14 protein-coding genes are annotated in these 17,624 nt (G+C 44.9%); 3 read left to right on the top strand and 11 right to left on the bottom strand.

Features of this window, described 5'->3' with window-relative positions; all coding sequences use genetic code 11:
* Nucleotides 1–29: 29 nt before the first annotated feature.
* From tssK to tssI, 10 genes are all read right to left on the bottom strand, one after another.
* Nucleotides 30–1,421: a type VI secretion system baseplate subunit TssK gene (tssK, locus tag IT392_08810; protein ID MCC6544585.1), complete on the bottom strand. Its 1,392-nt coding sequence runs from the start codon at nt 1,419–1,421 to the stop codon at nt 30–32.
* On the bottom strand, nt 1,421–1,927 hold the full coding sequence (gene tssJ / locus IT392_08805) for a type VI secretion system lipoprotein TssJ (GenBank protein ID MCC6544584.1): 507 nt from the start codon (nt 1,925–1,927) through the stop codon (nt 1,421–1,423). Before tssJ ends, tssK begins: the two co-directional genes overlap by 1 nt.
* A 16-nt stretch (nt 1,928–1,943) precedes the next feature.
* Nucleotides 1,944–2,699, bottom strand: coding sequence for a hypothetical protein (locus tag IT392_08800; GenBank protein MCC6544583.1), 756 nt, complete (start codon nt 2,697–2,699; stop codon nt 1,944–1,946).
* Nucleotides 2,683–4,665, bottom strand: a complete 1,983-nt coding sequence (locus IT392_08795) for a hypothetical protein (GenBank protein MCC6544582.1) — start codon at nt 4,663–4,665, stop codon at nt 2,683–2,685. The genes IT392_08800 and IT392_08795 overlap by 17 nt, the downstream gene beginning before the upstream one ends.
* A gap of 107 nt (nt 4,666–4,772) precedes the next feature.
* Nucleotides 4,773–5,168 (bottom strand): DUF4150 domain-containing protein, encoded by a 396-nt coding sequence (locus IT392_08790; GenBank protein ID MCC6544581.1) that lies wholly within the window; start codon nt 5,166–5,168, stop codon nt 4,773–4,775.
* A 14-nt stretch (nt 5,169–5,182) separates the two neighbouring features.
* Nucleotides 5,183–5,836: a DUF3540 domain-containing protein gene (locus tag IT392_08785; GenBank protein MCC6544580.1), complete on the bottom strand. Its 654-nt coding sequence runs from the start codon at nt 5,834–5,836 to the stop codon at nt 5,183–5,185.
* 15 nt (nt 5,837–5,851) lie between these two features.
* On the bottom strand, nt 5,852–6,901 hold the full coding sequence (locus IT392_08780) for a pentapeptide repeat-containing protein (protein ID MCC6544579.1): 1,050 nt from the start codon (nt 6,899–6,901) through the stop codon (nt 5,852–5,854).
* An 18-nt stretch (nt 6,902–6,919) separates the two neighbouring features.
* Entirely contained in the window at nt 6,920–9,553 is a 2,634-nt protein-coding gene (locus IT392_08775) for a DUF2169 domain-containing protein (protein MCC6544578.1), read from the bottom strand.
* On the bottom strand, nt 9,553–9,927 hold the full coding sequence (locus IT392_08770) for a hypothetical protein (protein MCC6544577.1): 375 nt from the start codon (nt 9,925–9,927) through the stop codon (nt 9,553–9,555). The genes IT392_08775 and IT392_08770 overlap by 1 nt, the downstream gene beginning before the upstream one ends.
* Nucleotides 9,928–9,940: 13 nt before the next feature.
* Nucleotides 9,941–12,145, bottom strand: coding sequence for a type VI secretion system tip protein VgrG (gene tssI / locus IT392_08765; GenBank protein MCC6544576.1), 2,205 nt, complete (start codon nt 12,143–12,145; stop codon nt 9,941–9,943).
* Between the two features lie 333 nt (nt 12,146–12,478).
* Here tssI and IT392_08760 point away from each other — a divergent pair, with 333 nt between their 5' ends.
* The 3 genes from IT392_08760 to IT392_08750 are packed head-to-tail and all read left to right on the top strand — an operon-like array spanning nt 12,479 to nt 15,987.
* Entirely contained in the window at nt 12,479–13,426 is a 948-nt protein-coding gene (locus IT392_08760; GenBank protein ID MCC6544575.1) for a hypothetical protein, read from the top strand.
* 8 nt (nt 13,427–13,434) lie between these two features.
* Entirely contained in the window at nt 13,435–14,829 is a 1,395-nt protein-coding gene (locus IT392_08755; GenBank protein MCC6544574.1) for a fibronectin type III domain-containing protein, read from the top strand.
* Between the two features lie 30 nt (nt 14,830–14,859).
* Entirely contained in the window at nt 14,860–15,987 is a 1,128-nt protein-coding gene (locus IT392_08750; protein ID MCC6544573.1) for a hypothetical protein, read from the top strand.
* Between the two features lie 10 nt (nt 15,988–15,997).
* Here the strand turns inward: IT392_08750 and IT392_08745 are convergent, their stop codons facing one another.
* Nucleotides 15,998–17,443, bottom strand: coding sequence for an EAL domain-containing protein (locus tag IT392_08745; protein ID MCC6544572.1), 1,446 nt, complete (start codon nt 17,441–17,443; stop codon nt 15,998–16,000).
* Between the last annotated feature and the right edge of the window lie 181 nt (nt 17,444–17,624).

Raw genomic sequence — 17,624 nt, 5'->3', positions numbered from 1 at the left:
CTGCAGATTGCGTCCTGCAGGGTCCTTCATTACTTTCGTCCCACTACCATCAGCTCTGCTGTCATATCCTCAGGTGCATTGTCCCAATAAAGGGCACAGTTGTGGCCCCTTGAAACAAGCGCCCACTGTTCGTTATGATGGTCTATGGCAAAATAAATGGAATTAGCCCTACGGGGTAATTCCTGAGGTGGAACCGGAAGATGTTCAAGTCCGATACCCGGGAGCGCACGGGCGATGAGCAAGGGTAGATGTTCCCGCGAACTCAGCTTGGCTGCAGTTGATATTGACTGCAAAACGCCCTTAGGATCTTCCGCTGTCTTCAGTACCAGATAGAAACGGTTGCTGCCCTCAAAGATGGCCGGTTTTAATTCCGCAGCATAATATGTCCCGTCAGAAACAAGCGGGATCACATAATCAGGCCCTGCTGTAATTTCATCGAGGAGTTGAGATACCAGTGTCCTGGACGCTGAAAAACATTCTGATATATTTCGGTGACTGTATGCAGGCAGGAGGCGGGTACCGTCTGTTAATTCTCCCATTACAGATACATTTTCTGAAAAGGAGGAAAGCTCGCCGATAAGCTGTCTCAGAATTCCATAAACGGTCCAGGGGTGAACCTGCTGGGTTTCGGTAAAATGATAGAGAAGAGGAATATAGCGATTCAACGACCTCAGCGCCAGCAGATAGACCATATCCCTCGAACCAAACTCGGCGTTTTGTATCCCGCGCTGACTTTTATACTCTTCGAGCTGACGTCCGCGCGCAGATAACTGATCCCGTATTTCCCTGATAAGTTTCATAAGGATCTCAGAACCCGAGATTAAAAGGGACGGCGGGATAAAGGATTGTGACAGATTTACCTCTTCACCGTTTCTCTCCAGTTGCGCAACAGGCAGGAGAAGATAATCTCCAACCTGGTCCTTTTCTGTGTCCCAGAATATTTTAAGGGCATGATAAAGCATTTTTACCTGTCCTGATGGGCCGCTAAGATGCTGATCCCTGACCTCCTCAGCATCATAGGTACTGACAAACCTTGTTGTAACCTCAGAAACAGAATCCATTTTTTCGACGACAGTGACATTTTCGCCGGCATTGTTCCATTTTTTAATACCGATGAATACTGTAAAAGGTTTACCGCCTTCTACCCACGCCTCATCAAAAGACCGGGCATTTATAACTGCATTTTTAGAAAGAACCACATGCGTGCCGTCAGGGAATAGGAAATTTCCGTTCAACAAACTGAAGGACCTTGTACCTAATGCCGCCTTCTGAATATCAATATCTGCAATGCCCCAGAAATAGGGCACAATATAATCATTATAAGGATTCAACAGTGACCGGAGAGACAGCTCGAATAGCTGAAAATGCTGCGGCTGCAAAAAAAGCCCCTGATGCCAGAAAAGAGGTCTTTGAATATCCATTACCTTTTTCCCTTTTCACTTATTTCCTGCGGCCCAAGATCAAGTTTGACCTTCAGCTTTTTTGGATTACCGGAGAAAAAGCCGCGTGGGACCTGATACAGACGGGTTACCTTATCCTTCTTAAGGGAATAATAACCGGCAATTATTCCTATGTATTTCGTCCCGCCGGCACGATCCAGTTTATCTATCCTTTCCTGATTTGGCAGTATTACAAGGCTTGTTGAACTGGTTACAGAGGGATCAAAACGATCGCATTCGAGGGCCTTCTGCATACCTTCCTTTTTATCCGTCAACTGGTTAAATGCGATAGGATCTGTTAGTTGATAGACACAGAGCAGAAGTGTATGCGGGCTTTTCTGAAAAAGATTTAATTGAACGTCACTTTTTAGATTAAAGATAATTGCATCTTTTTTATAACCATATTCGGGAGAGCTGCCCATACTGGCACACGAATAAAACACGGCAGTAAGCAAAATCAGGAATAACAATAAAACATTTCTTTTCATATAACCCCCTGTAAGATTATGATACCTTGTTGTCCGCATTATAATATAACTTCTGGGATATCTTTTCAAATTCCCTTAATAGTTCTTCCATGAGACGTCCGGATTCTATCCAGCCCATGCATGCATGATATCTTTCTTCAAATATTTCATACAGCTCTGCCTTTTTCAGAGGACCGAACTTCAGGCCGCCTTTCGCTCCGGCAGATATCTTTTCCGGAGATAATTCGTCCATAATCTGTTTAACCTTATTTTTAGCAGCCTGCTGATACGCCATGTGAGCTACTAAAAAGGCCTTCCTTATCTGATCAAGATAGTCCTGCAGGGAATCTGTCCTGCTTTGGCTTTCTATGTCAGTGCCGATAATGTGCCTGATTGTCTCAAGCTCAGACTGTTCACCAAGGAGAGTGGTATGTATAACGCCCATTATCTGATTTAAGTTATCAAAAATAGTGTTCAAGGACACGGCGAGCTTTTCCAGATGTTGTTCCGACGACAAATCAAACTTAGAGACATTTTTCCCGAACAACAGGGTAAACAGGTGTGAATATTCTCTCTTTTCTGAAAATCCTGAATCCCCGGCAGCTTCCCGAATATCGAACTGGCGCGCAAGATCTCTGATGATAGATTGTCTCTCGTCTGCAGGCAGACCTTTAAGGGTCTCTCCCAGATATAGTTCAATATTCGCTGCTGATGCAGAAGGATCAGATTTATATATCCTCCTGATCTCTTCAGTCATAGCCTGCTGAAACTCCGGACTATTTTTTTGAGGCATCTTTACTCTTTTCCCCGGGCTTTAAGATAACTGTTTTGTCCAGGAAGTCCTCCTCCGGCTCTTCCTCTAACTGAGTAGGTGGAGGCTTTTGTTCCTGGTCCTTTAATGAAAGGATAACGGTCTTCTCCAGCTCTTCTTCTTTATCCGCTCCCATGGAAGGGATTGTTACTTTCTCTTTTTGTTGTTCCTGGAGTGCAGCACTTTCAACACCCTTCTCTGGTTTCTGGGAGGATAAAATAATGGTTTCCCTGAATTCCTCTTCTGCGTCTTCCGAATTCACATGTTTTATCTGTTCTTTCTGATCTTTCTGATTTGGTGGGGTGTATCCTCGGTCAAGGATCCCCATCAATAAACCATGTATGGCTTCATCGCCCGTATGCTCAGCAGATTTGTCCCCTGCCGGCCGCACAGGATGGGAATAAGATATCTCTTTCAGAAACAACTTTTCCCTGACCTCTCCCCGCAGGACTTCCAGCTCCTGTTTAAACTCCTTTTCATTCCATAACGCGTCATTCTGAAAACCGCCTTTTAATAATGACAGACCCATATTTACAGACTTCTCCCATACAGGGACCCACTCGGGATTAACACTTTTATCTTGCGGCTGCCAAAAAATATTTGTCGGAAGAAATGTCGTTTTATAAACAAGTTTTTCACATGAAACATTATTTTCTGAGAGAACCAATTTATCCAATGCACCGGATATGTCCTGCATTCCCTGCTGACTGTTATTTAACAGGGTATAAAACCAATAGAGGCCGGGGAAACAATCGGGGTTGGCAGAAGGCTTTTGAGACAACCCGTGAACGGCGCTATGCCCGCTTATGTTCATGAACCCAACACTGAAATTCCAGAAAAAAGGAAGAAGCCCGCACTGTACCGGGAGTTTTACCCATATTTGTTCAGAACCAAGTCTCAGATCAGGATGCCTCAATATACTGTTTCCGGGATGAAGATTTTTAAAGACCTCTCCAAGAAAAGAAAGTTTTAAATATAATACTTCAAGGAAATATCTCTCGTCATGATTAAATAAAAATGGAGTAACTGCAAGGCAGTTTTGTTTTATAGCCTTAAGGTTGTATATTCTCCCGAATTCACGTTTATTTTCGAGCTTCGCTTCTACTTCTTCAAAAGTCGCCCCTGATAAAAGAGCAATAAAATCCAGACCGTTCAGAGACATCTCCTCAAATACAAACATGTAAAATGGATAAAAGGAGAACGGGGTGATCCTTGTAATTGCCTTGTTGTCGGATCCATAACATTCCTTATGAAACTGACAATCGCTGCATGGGAAATCTTTATTTTCCTCACTCAGTAAGCCGAATTCCCTGATTAGTGTCCACTGGTCTTTTACAGAGGGTGGATCCGTTTGTTCCGGTTCATGAACATAGAAGTCCTTACTGTCCGATGAGATGCACACAGGACAGAACAGATAACGTTTCAATGATTCTGAAAAAGGATTAAGCCCGTAACTTTTAAGCAGGAGATCATCTTCGCATTGCTGAAGTGGTCCACCGCACTTCGGGCAGGGTGGGTGAAAAAAGACCTTCTTTGTAATACAGTAAAACAGGGATGACATAGGCAGCAGTCCGCCATCTGTGGTAATCTGCTCAGACAGCAGTATAAAGGAGGAGTCCTGCCCCTGTTCTACATAAAAAGAAAATGCCCTCTGCCATGATTTATTCACATCCCTGTTGTTTATCGGCCATAACTCATCCTCTCTTATGAGGTACTTTTCACGCTGCATCAGAAGCGCCACCCTCTTAACCTCACTGCCTGCATCGCTTACAACCTGAGCTTCTATTAAGCGTGCCATCGGATCCGATTCATTGATTATAAGAAAGGGAAAGGCGGACATCTCAGGAAGCACACCGTTCCGGGATGATGGTGACAGTTTTATGAAAAATCTATTATCATTCGACTCAAGATAGGTGAGTAATGAGGCTGTCTGTGTAATGTCACTCATCAAAAAAAACCTCAGTTCATTAAATTATATCAGAAAAGTTTTTATACAACCCAATCGTGCAGTGACTTTATTACCACAAATTAAACTAAATTAAAATAGCTGATAATTCACGGTGCGAGCAGCAATACCTTCGTCTGACTTGGCACTGTACGTACGCCCGGGCAATTCGTCGAGTTCTGAAGAGACGAACTCGTAAGCCTGGTGGCCGGCATTCCGCCGACGAGGACAGTGAAAGCCCCGGTAAGATGCCGGGATGGACCCATGACCATTCCTGACGCAACCCCTGTAGCAACACCGGCGTTGTCTCCATTGGTCAGCGGAATGGTAGTGCTCATGTTGTGCGCCGGGGCGCACATGAACAGTACTTTATATACTGCAGGCACACCCATCGGGGCTGCGGAAATGTTTGGATAAGGGATTGGCACCGGACCGGCCGGTGTAGGTGTCAGACAGACATCCGGAAACCCCATATCCATACCCATCATTTGTGTGTTTGCAAACATAATACCCCCTTTGTTTATCCGAGATGAATCTGGTCGCTGTCAATCTTGACGAGATCTTTAGCGGTTACCAGCGTGTTTTGTCCTCTCAGACTCATATTTTTTGATGCACGGTAATCTATGACATCACTTCGCACCTGATCAGTCTCTTCCACTATACGATAGGAGCGTTTAACCTTGTAAGAGATACGTTCCATCACTGCATCAAAAAACCTTCCTATGAGCTTGATCTTGTCTGCTTCGGCGAAGATCAGCCTGCCGAGATAAGACAATTGGTCTATAAAGATGTTTCCTTTGGAAGCGTTGACCGTAAGCGCGGAAGAGGTCATCTTCATCTCTCCGGCAGATACGAGATCAATCCCATGGCCGGCTGCTATGCTGAACCGCCCTTTTGAAACACCTAAAGTCAGGTCTCCTTCTACTGAGATACGGATCGAAGAGGTGTCTGGTCTTTGAAGAACCGCAGTTACAAAAAGTTGATTGTCAGGATCACCTGCTACAAGAACTGTGTCACCGGCCATAGGTTCCACCAGACAACTTACCGCACGCCGGGTACAAAATACTCCATCTCCTGTGCTGACTATTATCCCGTTATCGCTGCACTCCATGGTCGTTCCGATAGACTGGATAACATGACTTACAGGTTTAACATGTGTAGATGCTGTGCTCATAAAATCATCCTCCGGTTAATATACAGGTCTCCAATTCTCAGCCTCTGCAAGCTCTGCGTCATCCCCCAGGGCTGACGAACGATCGGTTATAATTGCCCCGTTGTCCTCAATTCCATGCAACTTTGTGCGAAACATTGTGGCCCCGGCAAGATTTGCCTTTGACAGGTTGGCATTGGAAAAATCAGCATAGGTAAGATCAGCACCCTGGAAGCGTGCCTCCGTACAGTTTGCACCTGTCAAAATGCACTGCCGCATATCCGCGCCGGAAAAGTCTGTCCTGACAAGTTCGGCATCTATGAATATGGACTGATAAAGCCCGGCCCGCTTAAGGGTGGCCCCTGTCATCCTGGCTTCAACAAACAGGACATTATTTGCAGCTGCACTATCAAGCTTCGCTCCCTGCAGGTTGGCGCCCTTAAAATTGCATTGAGTAAGGTTCGCCCCAGTGAGATCGCATCCGGACAGGTCAGCGTCTATAAACTGAGTAAGCGATAGGTTCTGCCCTCTCAGGCTGCGGCCAGCCAGATTTGACTCAATCAGTATGACGGTGTCAAAGCTGCAGCCATCCAGAATGGCTGAGGTCAGGTCTGCCTTGAGTAATACCGTCTGATTGAGAACCGTCCCTGACAAGTCTATCCCGGCTGTCTCTGTATCAATTATGGCAGTACGTTCAAGATTAGCGCCGCATAGGCGCACTCCATTCAGTTTGCTCTGTGCTATTGCAGCTGTGCGCATATCCGTCCCTGAAAAATCAGCCCCTGAGAAATCGCACTGGCTCACCTGTGTCGCTGTAAAATTTGACCCCTTGAGATCAGCAGATGTAAATGTACACATATGAAGGCTGACAAGGTGGAAATCAGCCTCTTTCAGATGCGCATTATCGAAGCTGCACCTGATAAAAATTGATTCGCAAAAGGATGCCCCGTCAAGCCTGACCCCGGAAAAATTCACCTCTTCAAATATCCCGCCGGAAAGATCGGCATTTGAAAGGTCAATGGCTGTCAGATCAACTTTTAAGATCTGCTCACCATTGCTTATAAGATTACATAAGGTTTCCCGGTCCATTCAATTATATCCCTTCGCTCATGGTTTTCTCAGAGGGTAGATGCGAGCTTTTTTTGTCAGCGCCTCGCCAAGATTAGTTTCCGGGTTTGCATGCACCCTTGCAAGATCGGCCTGGTAGAGATTAGCGCCCTTCAGATTCGAGCCGCAGATATCAGCCCGCTGAAAGGATGCCTTCATGGCATTTATTGATGTCATCTCAGCCCCGCTAAGGTCAGCCTTTATAAAACGGGTATCTTTTGCAACCGAGCGGAAAAGTCTTGATCCCTTCAGCTTACATTCGCTTAAATCCGCGCCGTTAAGACTTGCTGACGTGAAGTTGCACCCATCCAGATTAGAACCTCTAAGGTTAGCATTATTCAAACAAGCACCGGAAAAATCGGCTTTTTCAAAATTACACTGACTGACAAAACGCACATTCGTCATATCAGCCCCCTTGAACAAGGTCATTTTGCCGCTTGATTCAAGGAATACAGACGACTTCAGCGACGCCCCTTCAAAGTCCACACCATTAACATTTACTTTTAAGAAGGTGCAATTATCAAGCATTGCCCCTTTAAGGGTAAGACCGCATAGATCAGTTTCCAGGAAGGTTATCTGAGCGGCCTGAACTTCAGAAAAATCAGTATTATGAAAAGTTGATCCGGAAAAGTCAGCCCCCTGCATGAGCGCGCCTCTTGCCTTAACGCCGGTGAAATCAGTACCGGCCAATACAGCCCCTGTTAAGTTTGCCACGCTTGCATCTGCATTTATAAAGGATGTCTTGCCAAGATTGGCACTCTCAAAGACAGCATTGGCAAGCCTTGCTCCGTTCAGTACTGCATGAGCAATCACAGCATTTTTAAAATTTCCACCTTCCAGGTTAGCATTAGAAAAATTAACACTTTCTAAAAACGCATCCTCGAAGTTTACACCGGCCAGTTCCAAACCGGAAAGGTCAGCACCCGTCAGATCGAGACCTGAAAAACTTGCTCCACTTGCATATGCAGCCTGAACCGCATCCCGGACACTCAGGGCCTTTTCATCCGGCATGGACAAAGCGGCCTCCTGGTGATGGGCAGTAAAACGATATACCTCCTTAAGTTTACGTTCTCCTTCGTAAAGGCGGTTACAAAAGCCTTCATCAGCGAGATACCCCTCAACTTCATCAGCTGCAATCCCCTGTCCCCGCAGCCTCTGCACAAGCTCCTTTAAAGAGTCTATCTGTGCCTGTGCGCTGAATTCCGGTGGACCCTTGGGGCCATGTGCAATCTCTTCGCGAATAACATTAAAATCCATCCCCATTTTATTAAATAGTTCCTCGGTTTCCTTCAGACTCTTGATTTTTCCTTCTTCTGCCAGCCTTTTCTGTTCTTCAGCCTGTGCAAATATTTTTTCCATGAATTCAGGAAGATGCTCCAAATCAGGTAACGGTTCGTCCGGGGGAGGCAATTTAGGACCATGCAGGTCAGGGTCAAGACCGTAACCCGCAACTACGGCACGAGCCTTTTCTATTTCCCGAACTGCGCGTTTGCCAAGGTTCTTTCTTATAAGCCCCTCACCTTCAAACATGGCCTTGTCATCGTCAATAGCAGCATCTGTGCTGCTCACACCATCAGGCAGCAGGTCAGCGTCCTTAAGGGAATATAGCGGTCCCTTCTCCTTATCAAGACGCAACCTCATCACCTCCCTGTAATGGTCCGGGGATTTTGGTTCTCCCAAATGTTCAGCTCCAATTACAATATGTGAAACATCAGCGGCATCTTCGTCGAATACCTCAATCGAACCCTGATAGATGAGTATTGCACGCTCTGCGTGTGGAAAGAACCAGACTGTTTTCAACGGCGTTTTTATTTCATCAAAGAGTTCTCCCGATTCAGTCTTCCGGCTGACAAAACAGCGGGCATCAAAACCCGGAAGATTACCGGAAATAACAGGACGTATCGGGTGCATGTTTTGAAACTGATAAGATTCATCTCCCTTTAAAGGCCCGTCAAACCATTGGTCCGGAGAGGTTGTGTTGAAAATGGTCCAGTCAATGTCACGGGCAAAACCGGGGAAATCTTCCTTGAGCCAGTTATCATCATGTGTCCCCGCCTTGGTAAAGCGTTGCGGCCAGGAAAAGTCTATAGGCCCTAATCCTGCAGGTTCGGGGGTCTGGTCAGGTGATATTATCCCCTGAGAGGCTAATTGGATGTTAGGCAGCCAGTGGACCTTAACGTTATTGACTGTAACAGGTTTAAATCCCTTGCCCAGCGGGTTTTTTGCAAAACCTTCTCCGCCGAAGGCGTGGGCCCAATCGAGCGGCATGCTCGAAAAAAGGGCCGGATTGCCTGGCAGGGTGCTTATCCAGTACCGGTCGCCAATAACATCCAATATCTTTTCTTTCATGCCAAGCCTTGCACTTACAATACAACCTGTATTAGGTACGCCGCCGGGAACAAATGCCGAGCCAATGACAAGATACTCCGGATTTGCCTTTGGTATACATGCGTCAAGCGCAGCGTCTTTACCGAGTTCGGCAGCAGCAAACTTCCACATTCCTGTCTCTGAATATAACTCCGCCTTATCCGTCAGAGGGATATACATGAGTACCGAAGCGGCCAGGTAAAAACGCCGCTTGAACTCAAAGACTCGTGTAAGTATGCCAAGCTTTTGAGGCTTGATCGTTTTCATTATCTTTCACCCTGTGATTCTATACCTGCAATAGCCACGTTTTCAGGCCTTTTGGGATCATACTTCACCTTAACAACAGTACCTGGCTTATACTCCGCAAGCCTTACAGGAGAAACAGGCATCGTTATTTCAGCATTATAATCCTTCCCTGACACTGCAGTAACAACAAGCCTGATCTTAACGACCGGGTTGGTGTTATAACGCTTACCGGTGTCTGTCAGGTCAACGATTCTCGCATTCGCCTCTATCCCCTTGCTTAGCACGGCGCCTCTTCTAAAATGACTCCATAATATAGGCACTACGGTGAAACCAAGTACAACTGCAAGAAGGACAATCAGGATAATATTCTCGGACAGGGTTGTTTTCCCAGCCAATATCAACTACTCCTTAATTAATCAGGGTGATTCCGTACATATAAAGGCCAAGGGCGCCATGCTTCAGTTTGGTGGATGCCTGTTTGAAGGTAAGCGGCTCATTAGCGGACTTCACCCCGCACCTTTCCAGGGCAATACCCGTGATATCTATCTTTGTTGCCTGCATCGCCGTTGATAACCCTGCGATGGTGGTCTGCATTGAGAGGATTGCCGTCTGAACCGCAAAGAGGTCTTCGTCTTTACCGCCGATCTTTGTGAACCATGAATCAACCGTCTTATTTCCTCCGGGGGCAACAACCGTAAAACCGGCTGGAGCACTTATTGTAACCCCGGCAGGTGAGTTAATGGTCATACCCCCCATAACGGTCTGAACCAGCGAACCCATTACAGTTTCTTTTTGCCCGCCGCTTATCATACGAGTTTCATCACCATCAATGGTCTCTTTCTGCGCCCCGTTAATGGTTTCAGTCTGACCGCCGCTCACGGTTCGGGTCTCTCCGCCTGCAATAGTTTCTTTAACACCGCCGCTCACTTTACGGGTTTCACCTCCGTCAATCGTTTCTTTCGAACCGGCAGTCACTGTCCGGTCCTCACCGCTGTCAATGGTCTCTTTAAAATGGTTCATTACATGTACAGTCCTGTTATCACCGACAGTGTGTGTTTCTGCCGCCTCTACAAGAGTATTGAGGTCTTTTTGCGCATGGAAGTAGATCTCTTCTTTACCTTTTTTATCTTCAAAACGGAGCTCGTTGGAACCGCCGCCGCCAGGTGATGAGTTGCTCTTTATTGTACTCCTGGTTTTATCCCCGGGGAGACCATAAGGAGGCTTGTTAATCCCGTGATAAACACGGCCTGTGATAATAGGCCTGTCCGGGTCACCCTCTTCAAAATCTACAATGACCTCGTGTCCGATCCGGGGAATATACATTGCCCCCCAGCCTGATCCAGCCCATACCTGGCTGACCCGAATCCAGCAGGAGCTGTTTTCATTCTTCCCCCCCTCCCGGTCCCAGTGAAACTGAACCTTTACTCGTCCATGTTCATCAGTATAGATCTCTTCTCCACCCGGGCCCACGACAACAGCCGTCTGCACTCCTTCCACAACAGGTCTTGGAGTAGTTCTCGATGGACGGAAAGGAACTTCAAAGGGGATGCATGAAAAATTATTAGTATAGGAAAACTCTGTTGACCCTTCCCCTGGTATATAGTCCTGATTAGCCTCATGGTAAACAGAAGTCAAAACATATTCCTTGTTATTCATGTCTTCACGGTAAAAACCCTGAAGCAGAAAACGGTATCCGCTCATGAATGCCCTGCAATTACTACCCCCGGATATTGTAGTAATCGCGGCCTCTTCCTCCTGCATCCGCATCTTGGCCAGGCGATCACCTCCGGCCCTCTTGTCATATCCTCCAGGATAATCGTATAATTCCCGCTCCCCCTGTCCTAACTTGAATTTACCCGGGATCTCGACCAGCAGGCTCGTATTGGGGGTCTCAAAATTATAATCATTGATGGTATACTTTCCTGCCCTGATTTCCTGTGTGAATTCAAGGCTTGAAATAGTATCTTCTTCAACGTGGCCGCCTTCGCTTAACTGATACCGTGCATTTTCCTGATTTACGCAGGGTTTGTGTTCCTGAGGGGTATCCGAAAGGATAAGGGTATGTTTTCCTTCTTCATGTTCAAAAAAGTAATATATCCCTTCTTCCTCCATGAGTCTCGATACGAAGTTAAAGTCTGTTTCGCGATATTGTATACAGTAGTTCCGTTTATCGTATGTGCCCTGAAGCTTGATCTTATAATCTGAAAACCCCTTTTCAGAAAAAATCTTCTCTATGATATCAGGAGCAGAAAGCCCCTGGAATATCCTTGAATCCGACGTCCTCTTTAACAACCACATCCAGGGAACCACTTCCGCCCGATAATAAGAAAAGCGGGTGTCTCCACCGGTTTCGCCTCCGCCGCGGCCCTGAGAAAACCTTGAAACTATTCCATTGATAAAACGATTTTCACCGTTTTCCAGTAGAATAGATACTGTAATGTTCTTGGCAATAATATCCGGGAAGGATATGTTGTGATTTTCAGATAAAATATCTAACGAGAAATTAAAAGGAGCAGATACTGCCTCGGAACCTGACACCCTCGTTAGCAAAAAAGCATCCCTTCCTAACGGAGTATCAACAATAATAGACCTGTTTTCCTGGGTAAAGGCCATCTTATCCCCCTCATTTTAGGATATCTTTATCTCAGAGTATCACATGTTTTTTTAATTTATCACTCGTCATAAGCTGGAAGTATTAATTCTGTTTACAGCAAAATGTATGTTATCAGATTACAGTAAAAATGCAAAGAAAAAACCTCTTCTTTGGAGAAATAAACAATTGGCTGAGACATGATTTCATTAAAAAACACACTGAAACAGGCCATTGAAACCTGCCTTGACATTCTTGTCATTTTGTAATATAAATTTACTGCCATTCTACGAGTGAATGGTCTGAAAAGATAAATACTTTTAATCGTATTAGTTACTAAACATCCGGGAGTTAAGATGAAAAAGAAATTATCAATCTTATCCGGACTTCTGATTTTTATCTTTCTCCTGATTATCTCTATCCCCCCTTCTTCCCGGGCCGGTCAGGTAATTACTGAAGATGCACGGTTGTGGGCCAGGGAGGTCTTAAAAGAGGAAAAAGACCTCAAGGCCGTTGAAGGACAAAATACCCTTGCTGTCCTCTATTTCCATAATAAGACCAGACAATTGGAATTAGACCCTCTTCAGAAGGGTCTGACCCTTATGCTGATAACAGATCTCTCAGGAGTAAAGGATCTCCAGGTAGTTGAAAGAGGCAGGCTTCAGGCATTGATAGAAGAAATGAAGCTTGCAGACTCCGGATTGGTTGAACCCGGCACGGCCCCCCGCATCGGAAAATTATTAGGCGCTCAGTGGCTGGTAGGGGGAGATTTAACAGCGGGCCAGCCATCTCAATTACAGATACAGTCTCACCTTTTACAGGTACCTGCAAATAAAATAGTCGGTGACCCGATTGCAAAAGGAGAATTGACGAATCTGTTCATTATGGAAAAAGAGATCCTTTTTGAGTTAATAAAACTGTTGAAAATAAAAGTAACAAGCGAAGAAAAAGTGAAATTAGAAACACCTCTATCCACCAACATCAATGCACTCATCCCTCTTTTTCAGGGTATAGACGAAAGCGATCGCGGCAACTATAAAAAGGCCGCTCAGTTATATGAAAAGGCATTGAATGAAGATCCGAAGCTGGGTGCGGCAAAAGAGGCCATTGATGAATTAAAAGGACTTGGTCTTATAACTGTATCAAGAAAGAGCCGTGAGTTATTACAGTCATTGAGAGACCAGACATCCCTCACTGATCAACTGTCACCGGAAGATACGGTAAGGAGAGAGAGGGCGCCAATAAATGAACCGGCTCCAATAATATCCCCTATAACAATTGAGTTAACTTTTCCGGCACAATAGATACGCCTATGAAAAAGCTCTTATTAATAACATTGCTTCTTTCACTTATTTTTACAAATGTTAACTGCGGGGGAGGAGTTGGTTCTTCAAACAGCTCTGAGAAAACACAAGTAAACATTAATATCGGTAAGGCCAGCAGTACCGACACCGAAAAAGAAAAGCTTTCAAAGGTCACATCAACTATTCCGGCTAATATCGCAAGTATCAGATTTACAATAACAGCCCCGGATATAGCCACCATAGAAAGGGTCGTCTCTGTTGCCGGAAAGGAATCTATTTCAGAGACATTCGAGATTTTAAATGGAACTAACCGGAGATTCCTGATTGAGGCATTGGATGTCTCAGGCAGAGTCCTGTACAGGAAAGAGACCTTCGTAGATCTTGATGGATCAGACGTTATTCTTGTTATAGATATGGCGCCTACAGACCTGATACCTCCTGTATTTTCAGGTCTGTCTGCTATCAACTCAATAACAGCGACCTCACTAACAGTTTCATGGGAACCGGGAGATGACAACGTAACTACTCCGGACAAAATACAGTATCTGATTTACAGATCAGATACACCGGGAGGAGAAGACTTTGAGTCACCGGATTATACTACAACCGGTGCAGGATCTTTCGGCGTCACCGGGTTAACCCCTGCTACAACCTATTATTTTGTCGTAAGGGCAAAGGATGAAACAGGAAACATTGACACTAACTCCATCGAGATGTCTGCAGCAACTTTAACTCCTCCTGACACGACAGCGCCTGACTTTGGCGGTGTAACATCTGTAGTGGCCTCTTCTTCAACAGTCCTGAATTTGTCATGGAGCCCGGCGGCAGATAACATTACAGCATCATCCAATATAGTCTATAACATATACAGATCAACCACACCAGGGGGAGAAAACTTTACATCACCAAATTATACAACAACACCCGGTGCAATTTCTTACCCTGTAACAGGATTAAGCCCTGGTGCAACCTATTATTTTGTCGTCAGGGCAAAGGATGAGGCGGGAAATATTGATGACAATACTGTTGAAAAATCTGCCACCACGAGATTTATAGATTTAACAGTAAGCGCAAGTTTAATTGACACATGTTCTGATGGCTGTCTTCAATTCAATGTTACTGTTTCCAATACCGGCACTATTAATGCAGGTTCTGCCCTTGGATATTATTTTTATGAAAACTGTAGTGATGGGTGTTTCGAATACTGTCAGGTCTTTTCAACTGATCCTATTGCAGCTAATAGCTCTGTGCCAGTGGAACTACCTGCTCCAAACCCTGGCAATCCTTATTATTTAATTATCATAGACCCTGATAATACGATATCAGAAACTAATGAATCAAATAATGAAACGTGCGCAGGTAGTGCCTGTGTAGGAAGGCCGTCGTTTACGATATGTCAATAGTAGTTGAGTGAGGATTGAGGCATTTTCAATATGAAAACTATAATCAGTGTCTTATCCTGTGTGGTAATCTTATTCTCTGCCGGTGCGCTTCGAGCGGCTGATATAAAGGTTCATACAGGAGTTAATTATGACTGGTGGGATGATAATAAAGACAACAAGGCAAGCCAGGTCTATCTCCCTTTAAAGATAGAATCGAGTTATCAGCAGTTCTCGATGAGCGTTATTACCGGATACGCCACTACTCACATCAACCCATCGGTTGGAGAAAGCAGGTCTCTGAGCAACCTTCTCGATACGAAGATAAACACAACATACGAGTTCAGCGGGATGCTTCCAGTAGATCTCCTTGTTGGTTTTGATATCAATCTTCCCACCGGAAAGACCAGTCTTCAAGAGGATGATTTAAAACTCATCATGGACCCGGATCTAATCTCCATCAGTAAATTTGGAGAAGGATTTAATCTAAATCCAACCCTGGTGGTTTCAAAGGAGGTAGGGAACTGGGCAGGCGGGGTCGGTCTCGGTTATGCAATGAGGGGATCATATGATTACAGTGAGGTCACAAAGGATTATAATCCGGGAGATATTGTTAACACCTCTGCTGAAATCCGCTACTCCTTTTCACCCCGTTTGATCAGTCGTTTTTTTGGCAACGTCGCCCTGTATGGAACAGATAAAGTGGACGGCAGGGATGTCTACAGGGAAGGTAATCTTCTGCTCCTTGGTATAGGGCTCCATTATTCAGAGACAAAATGGAATGGCAGCTTCACCCTTCGGAGTATTTACAGAGGAAAAAACAAACTTCAGGATGGTGCAGAGGGGATCATTACAGAAGCTGATAAAAGTCAGGGCGATGAGTGGATAGGGGACATTTCCTTCAGATATCTTCTAACTGACAGTATAACCCTGAACTCATCTCTTCAGGGCCGCTGGATATCGAAGAACGATTATGCACCGGATTCAGATTTATATGTCGGCGAGAGAGAAAAATTATCTATGAGATTAGGCGCCTCAAAGAAATTCCTGCCCGGTCTTGAAGTGGAGGTGATGGTGAAGGGTTTTGTCATAAACGATGGAGTGAGACGCTTCCCCGAAGTCCGAAGTGCACGGGATTACACCGGTGGTTCCATGGAAATCGCACTGACCACCCGGTTTTAAAGTTCTAATGTCACAACGATTCTACAACCTCCATTTTATTTGTCAGGAATTTTGAAACCTCCCCGGCCGGCAGGGGTCTGCTCAACAGATAACCCTGCGCCACGTCACAACCACGTGATTTTAAAAATGTCAGTTGCTGCTCTGTCTCCACTCCTTCTGCGACGACATTTAAATCCAAGCTGTGAGATAAGGCAATGATTGCCTCAATAATTGCTTCATTGCTTTGGCTTTCAGCAAGATTCATCACGAAAGAGCGATCTATCTTTATAGCATTTAAAGGAACGAACCTTAAATAGTTTAATGATGAATACCCGGTGCCAAAATCATCCATAGAAATTTTTATCCCCATATTTTTGAGTTCCTGCAAAGTGGCGATGGCAGCTTCCGGTTCTTTCATGATCATGCTTTCGGTTATTTCCATGTCCAGGTATTCAGGATTAAGATCGGCATTATGCAAAGCTCCGGTTACGACATCTATCAAGTTTTTTTGATTAAACTGACGATTTGATATGTTTACAGATATGACAATCGGCTCGTAACCATCTGCCTGCCAGGCTGCATTTTGCAAGCATGCTGTGCGCAATACCCATTCGCCAACCGGAATTATGAGGCCCGACTCTTCCAGTAGTGGGATGAACTGCGATGGCGGCACGAAATCAGAGTCAGCCGGTTTCCAGCGTAAGAGGGCTTCCAGACCGGTGATTTTATTTTCTTTAATGCTTTTCTGGGGTTGGTAGTGGAGAAGGAATTCACCATTCTCCAGCGCCTTATGAAGCTTGCTCGATAAAGTGAGATATTCCAAGGCCTTGGTATTCATGGATTTGGAGTAATACTGATAGGAATTTCTTCCTTTCTCCTTAGCCTGGTACATGGCAACATCTGCGTTTTTGAGAAGATCTGTAATTTCTTCTCCGTCAGGAGGATATATAGATATACCTATACTTGCGGTTATAAACACCTCATGTCCATCCAAATCAAACGGCTTGGATATTCTATCTAATATACGCGAGGCCGCTTTGCCTGCATCATGGATATGTGCAAGGTTATGCAATATTAAAACGAACTCATCCCCTCCCAACCGTGCCGCAGCCTCCTGGCTTTCTGTTTCGTCCAACCGTGCGATTAAATCTGAGTTTCTGAACGATTTAAGCAATCTGTTTGATACAGCCTGTAAAAGCCTGTCACCCATATCATGTCCGAGTGTATCATTAATGCGCTTGAAATCATCCAAATCAATAAATAATAGAGCAAAAATAAGCTTGCTCCGTCGTGCATTTGATATGGCCTGTTTTAACAACTCTTTGAAGAATGTTCGATTTGGCAGATTGGTTAAATTGTCATAGTATGCTAAATAACGCATATGTTTCTCGGCTTCCTCACGGCTTTTTATTTCCTGTTGCAGCTTGCTTATTTTAGAGACAGAAGTAATGACTATCGAAACGACAAGTAATGACACGAATAAGGCATCCAGAAAGCCAATTACTAATACTTCTCGTGAAACGTGGCCCCATAATAGATAGCTTAATGTAAAAGAAATGATGAATGTGCAGGTTTCTGATAGGAAAACGCCGAACCAGAGAAAATGCCAGGGATTTTGTTGACTTAGTTTATCTATTATTTGGTCTTTGGTTATCATT

It is taken from the genome of Nitrospirota bacterium (assembly GCA_020846775.1).
Lineage (GTDB): Bacteria > Nitrospirota > 9FT-COMBO-42-15 > HDB-SIOI813 > HDB-SIOI813 > RBG-16-43-11.
This window is presented reverse-complemented; position numbering and strand designations above follow the sequence as displayed.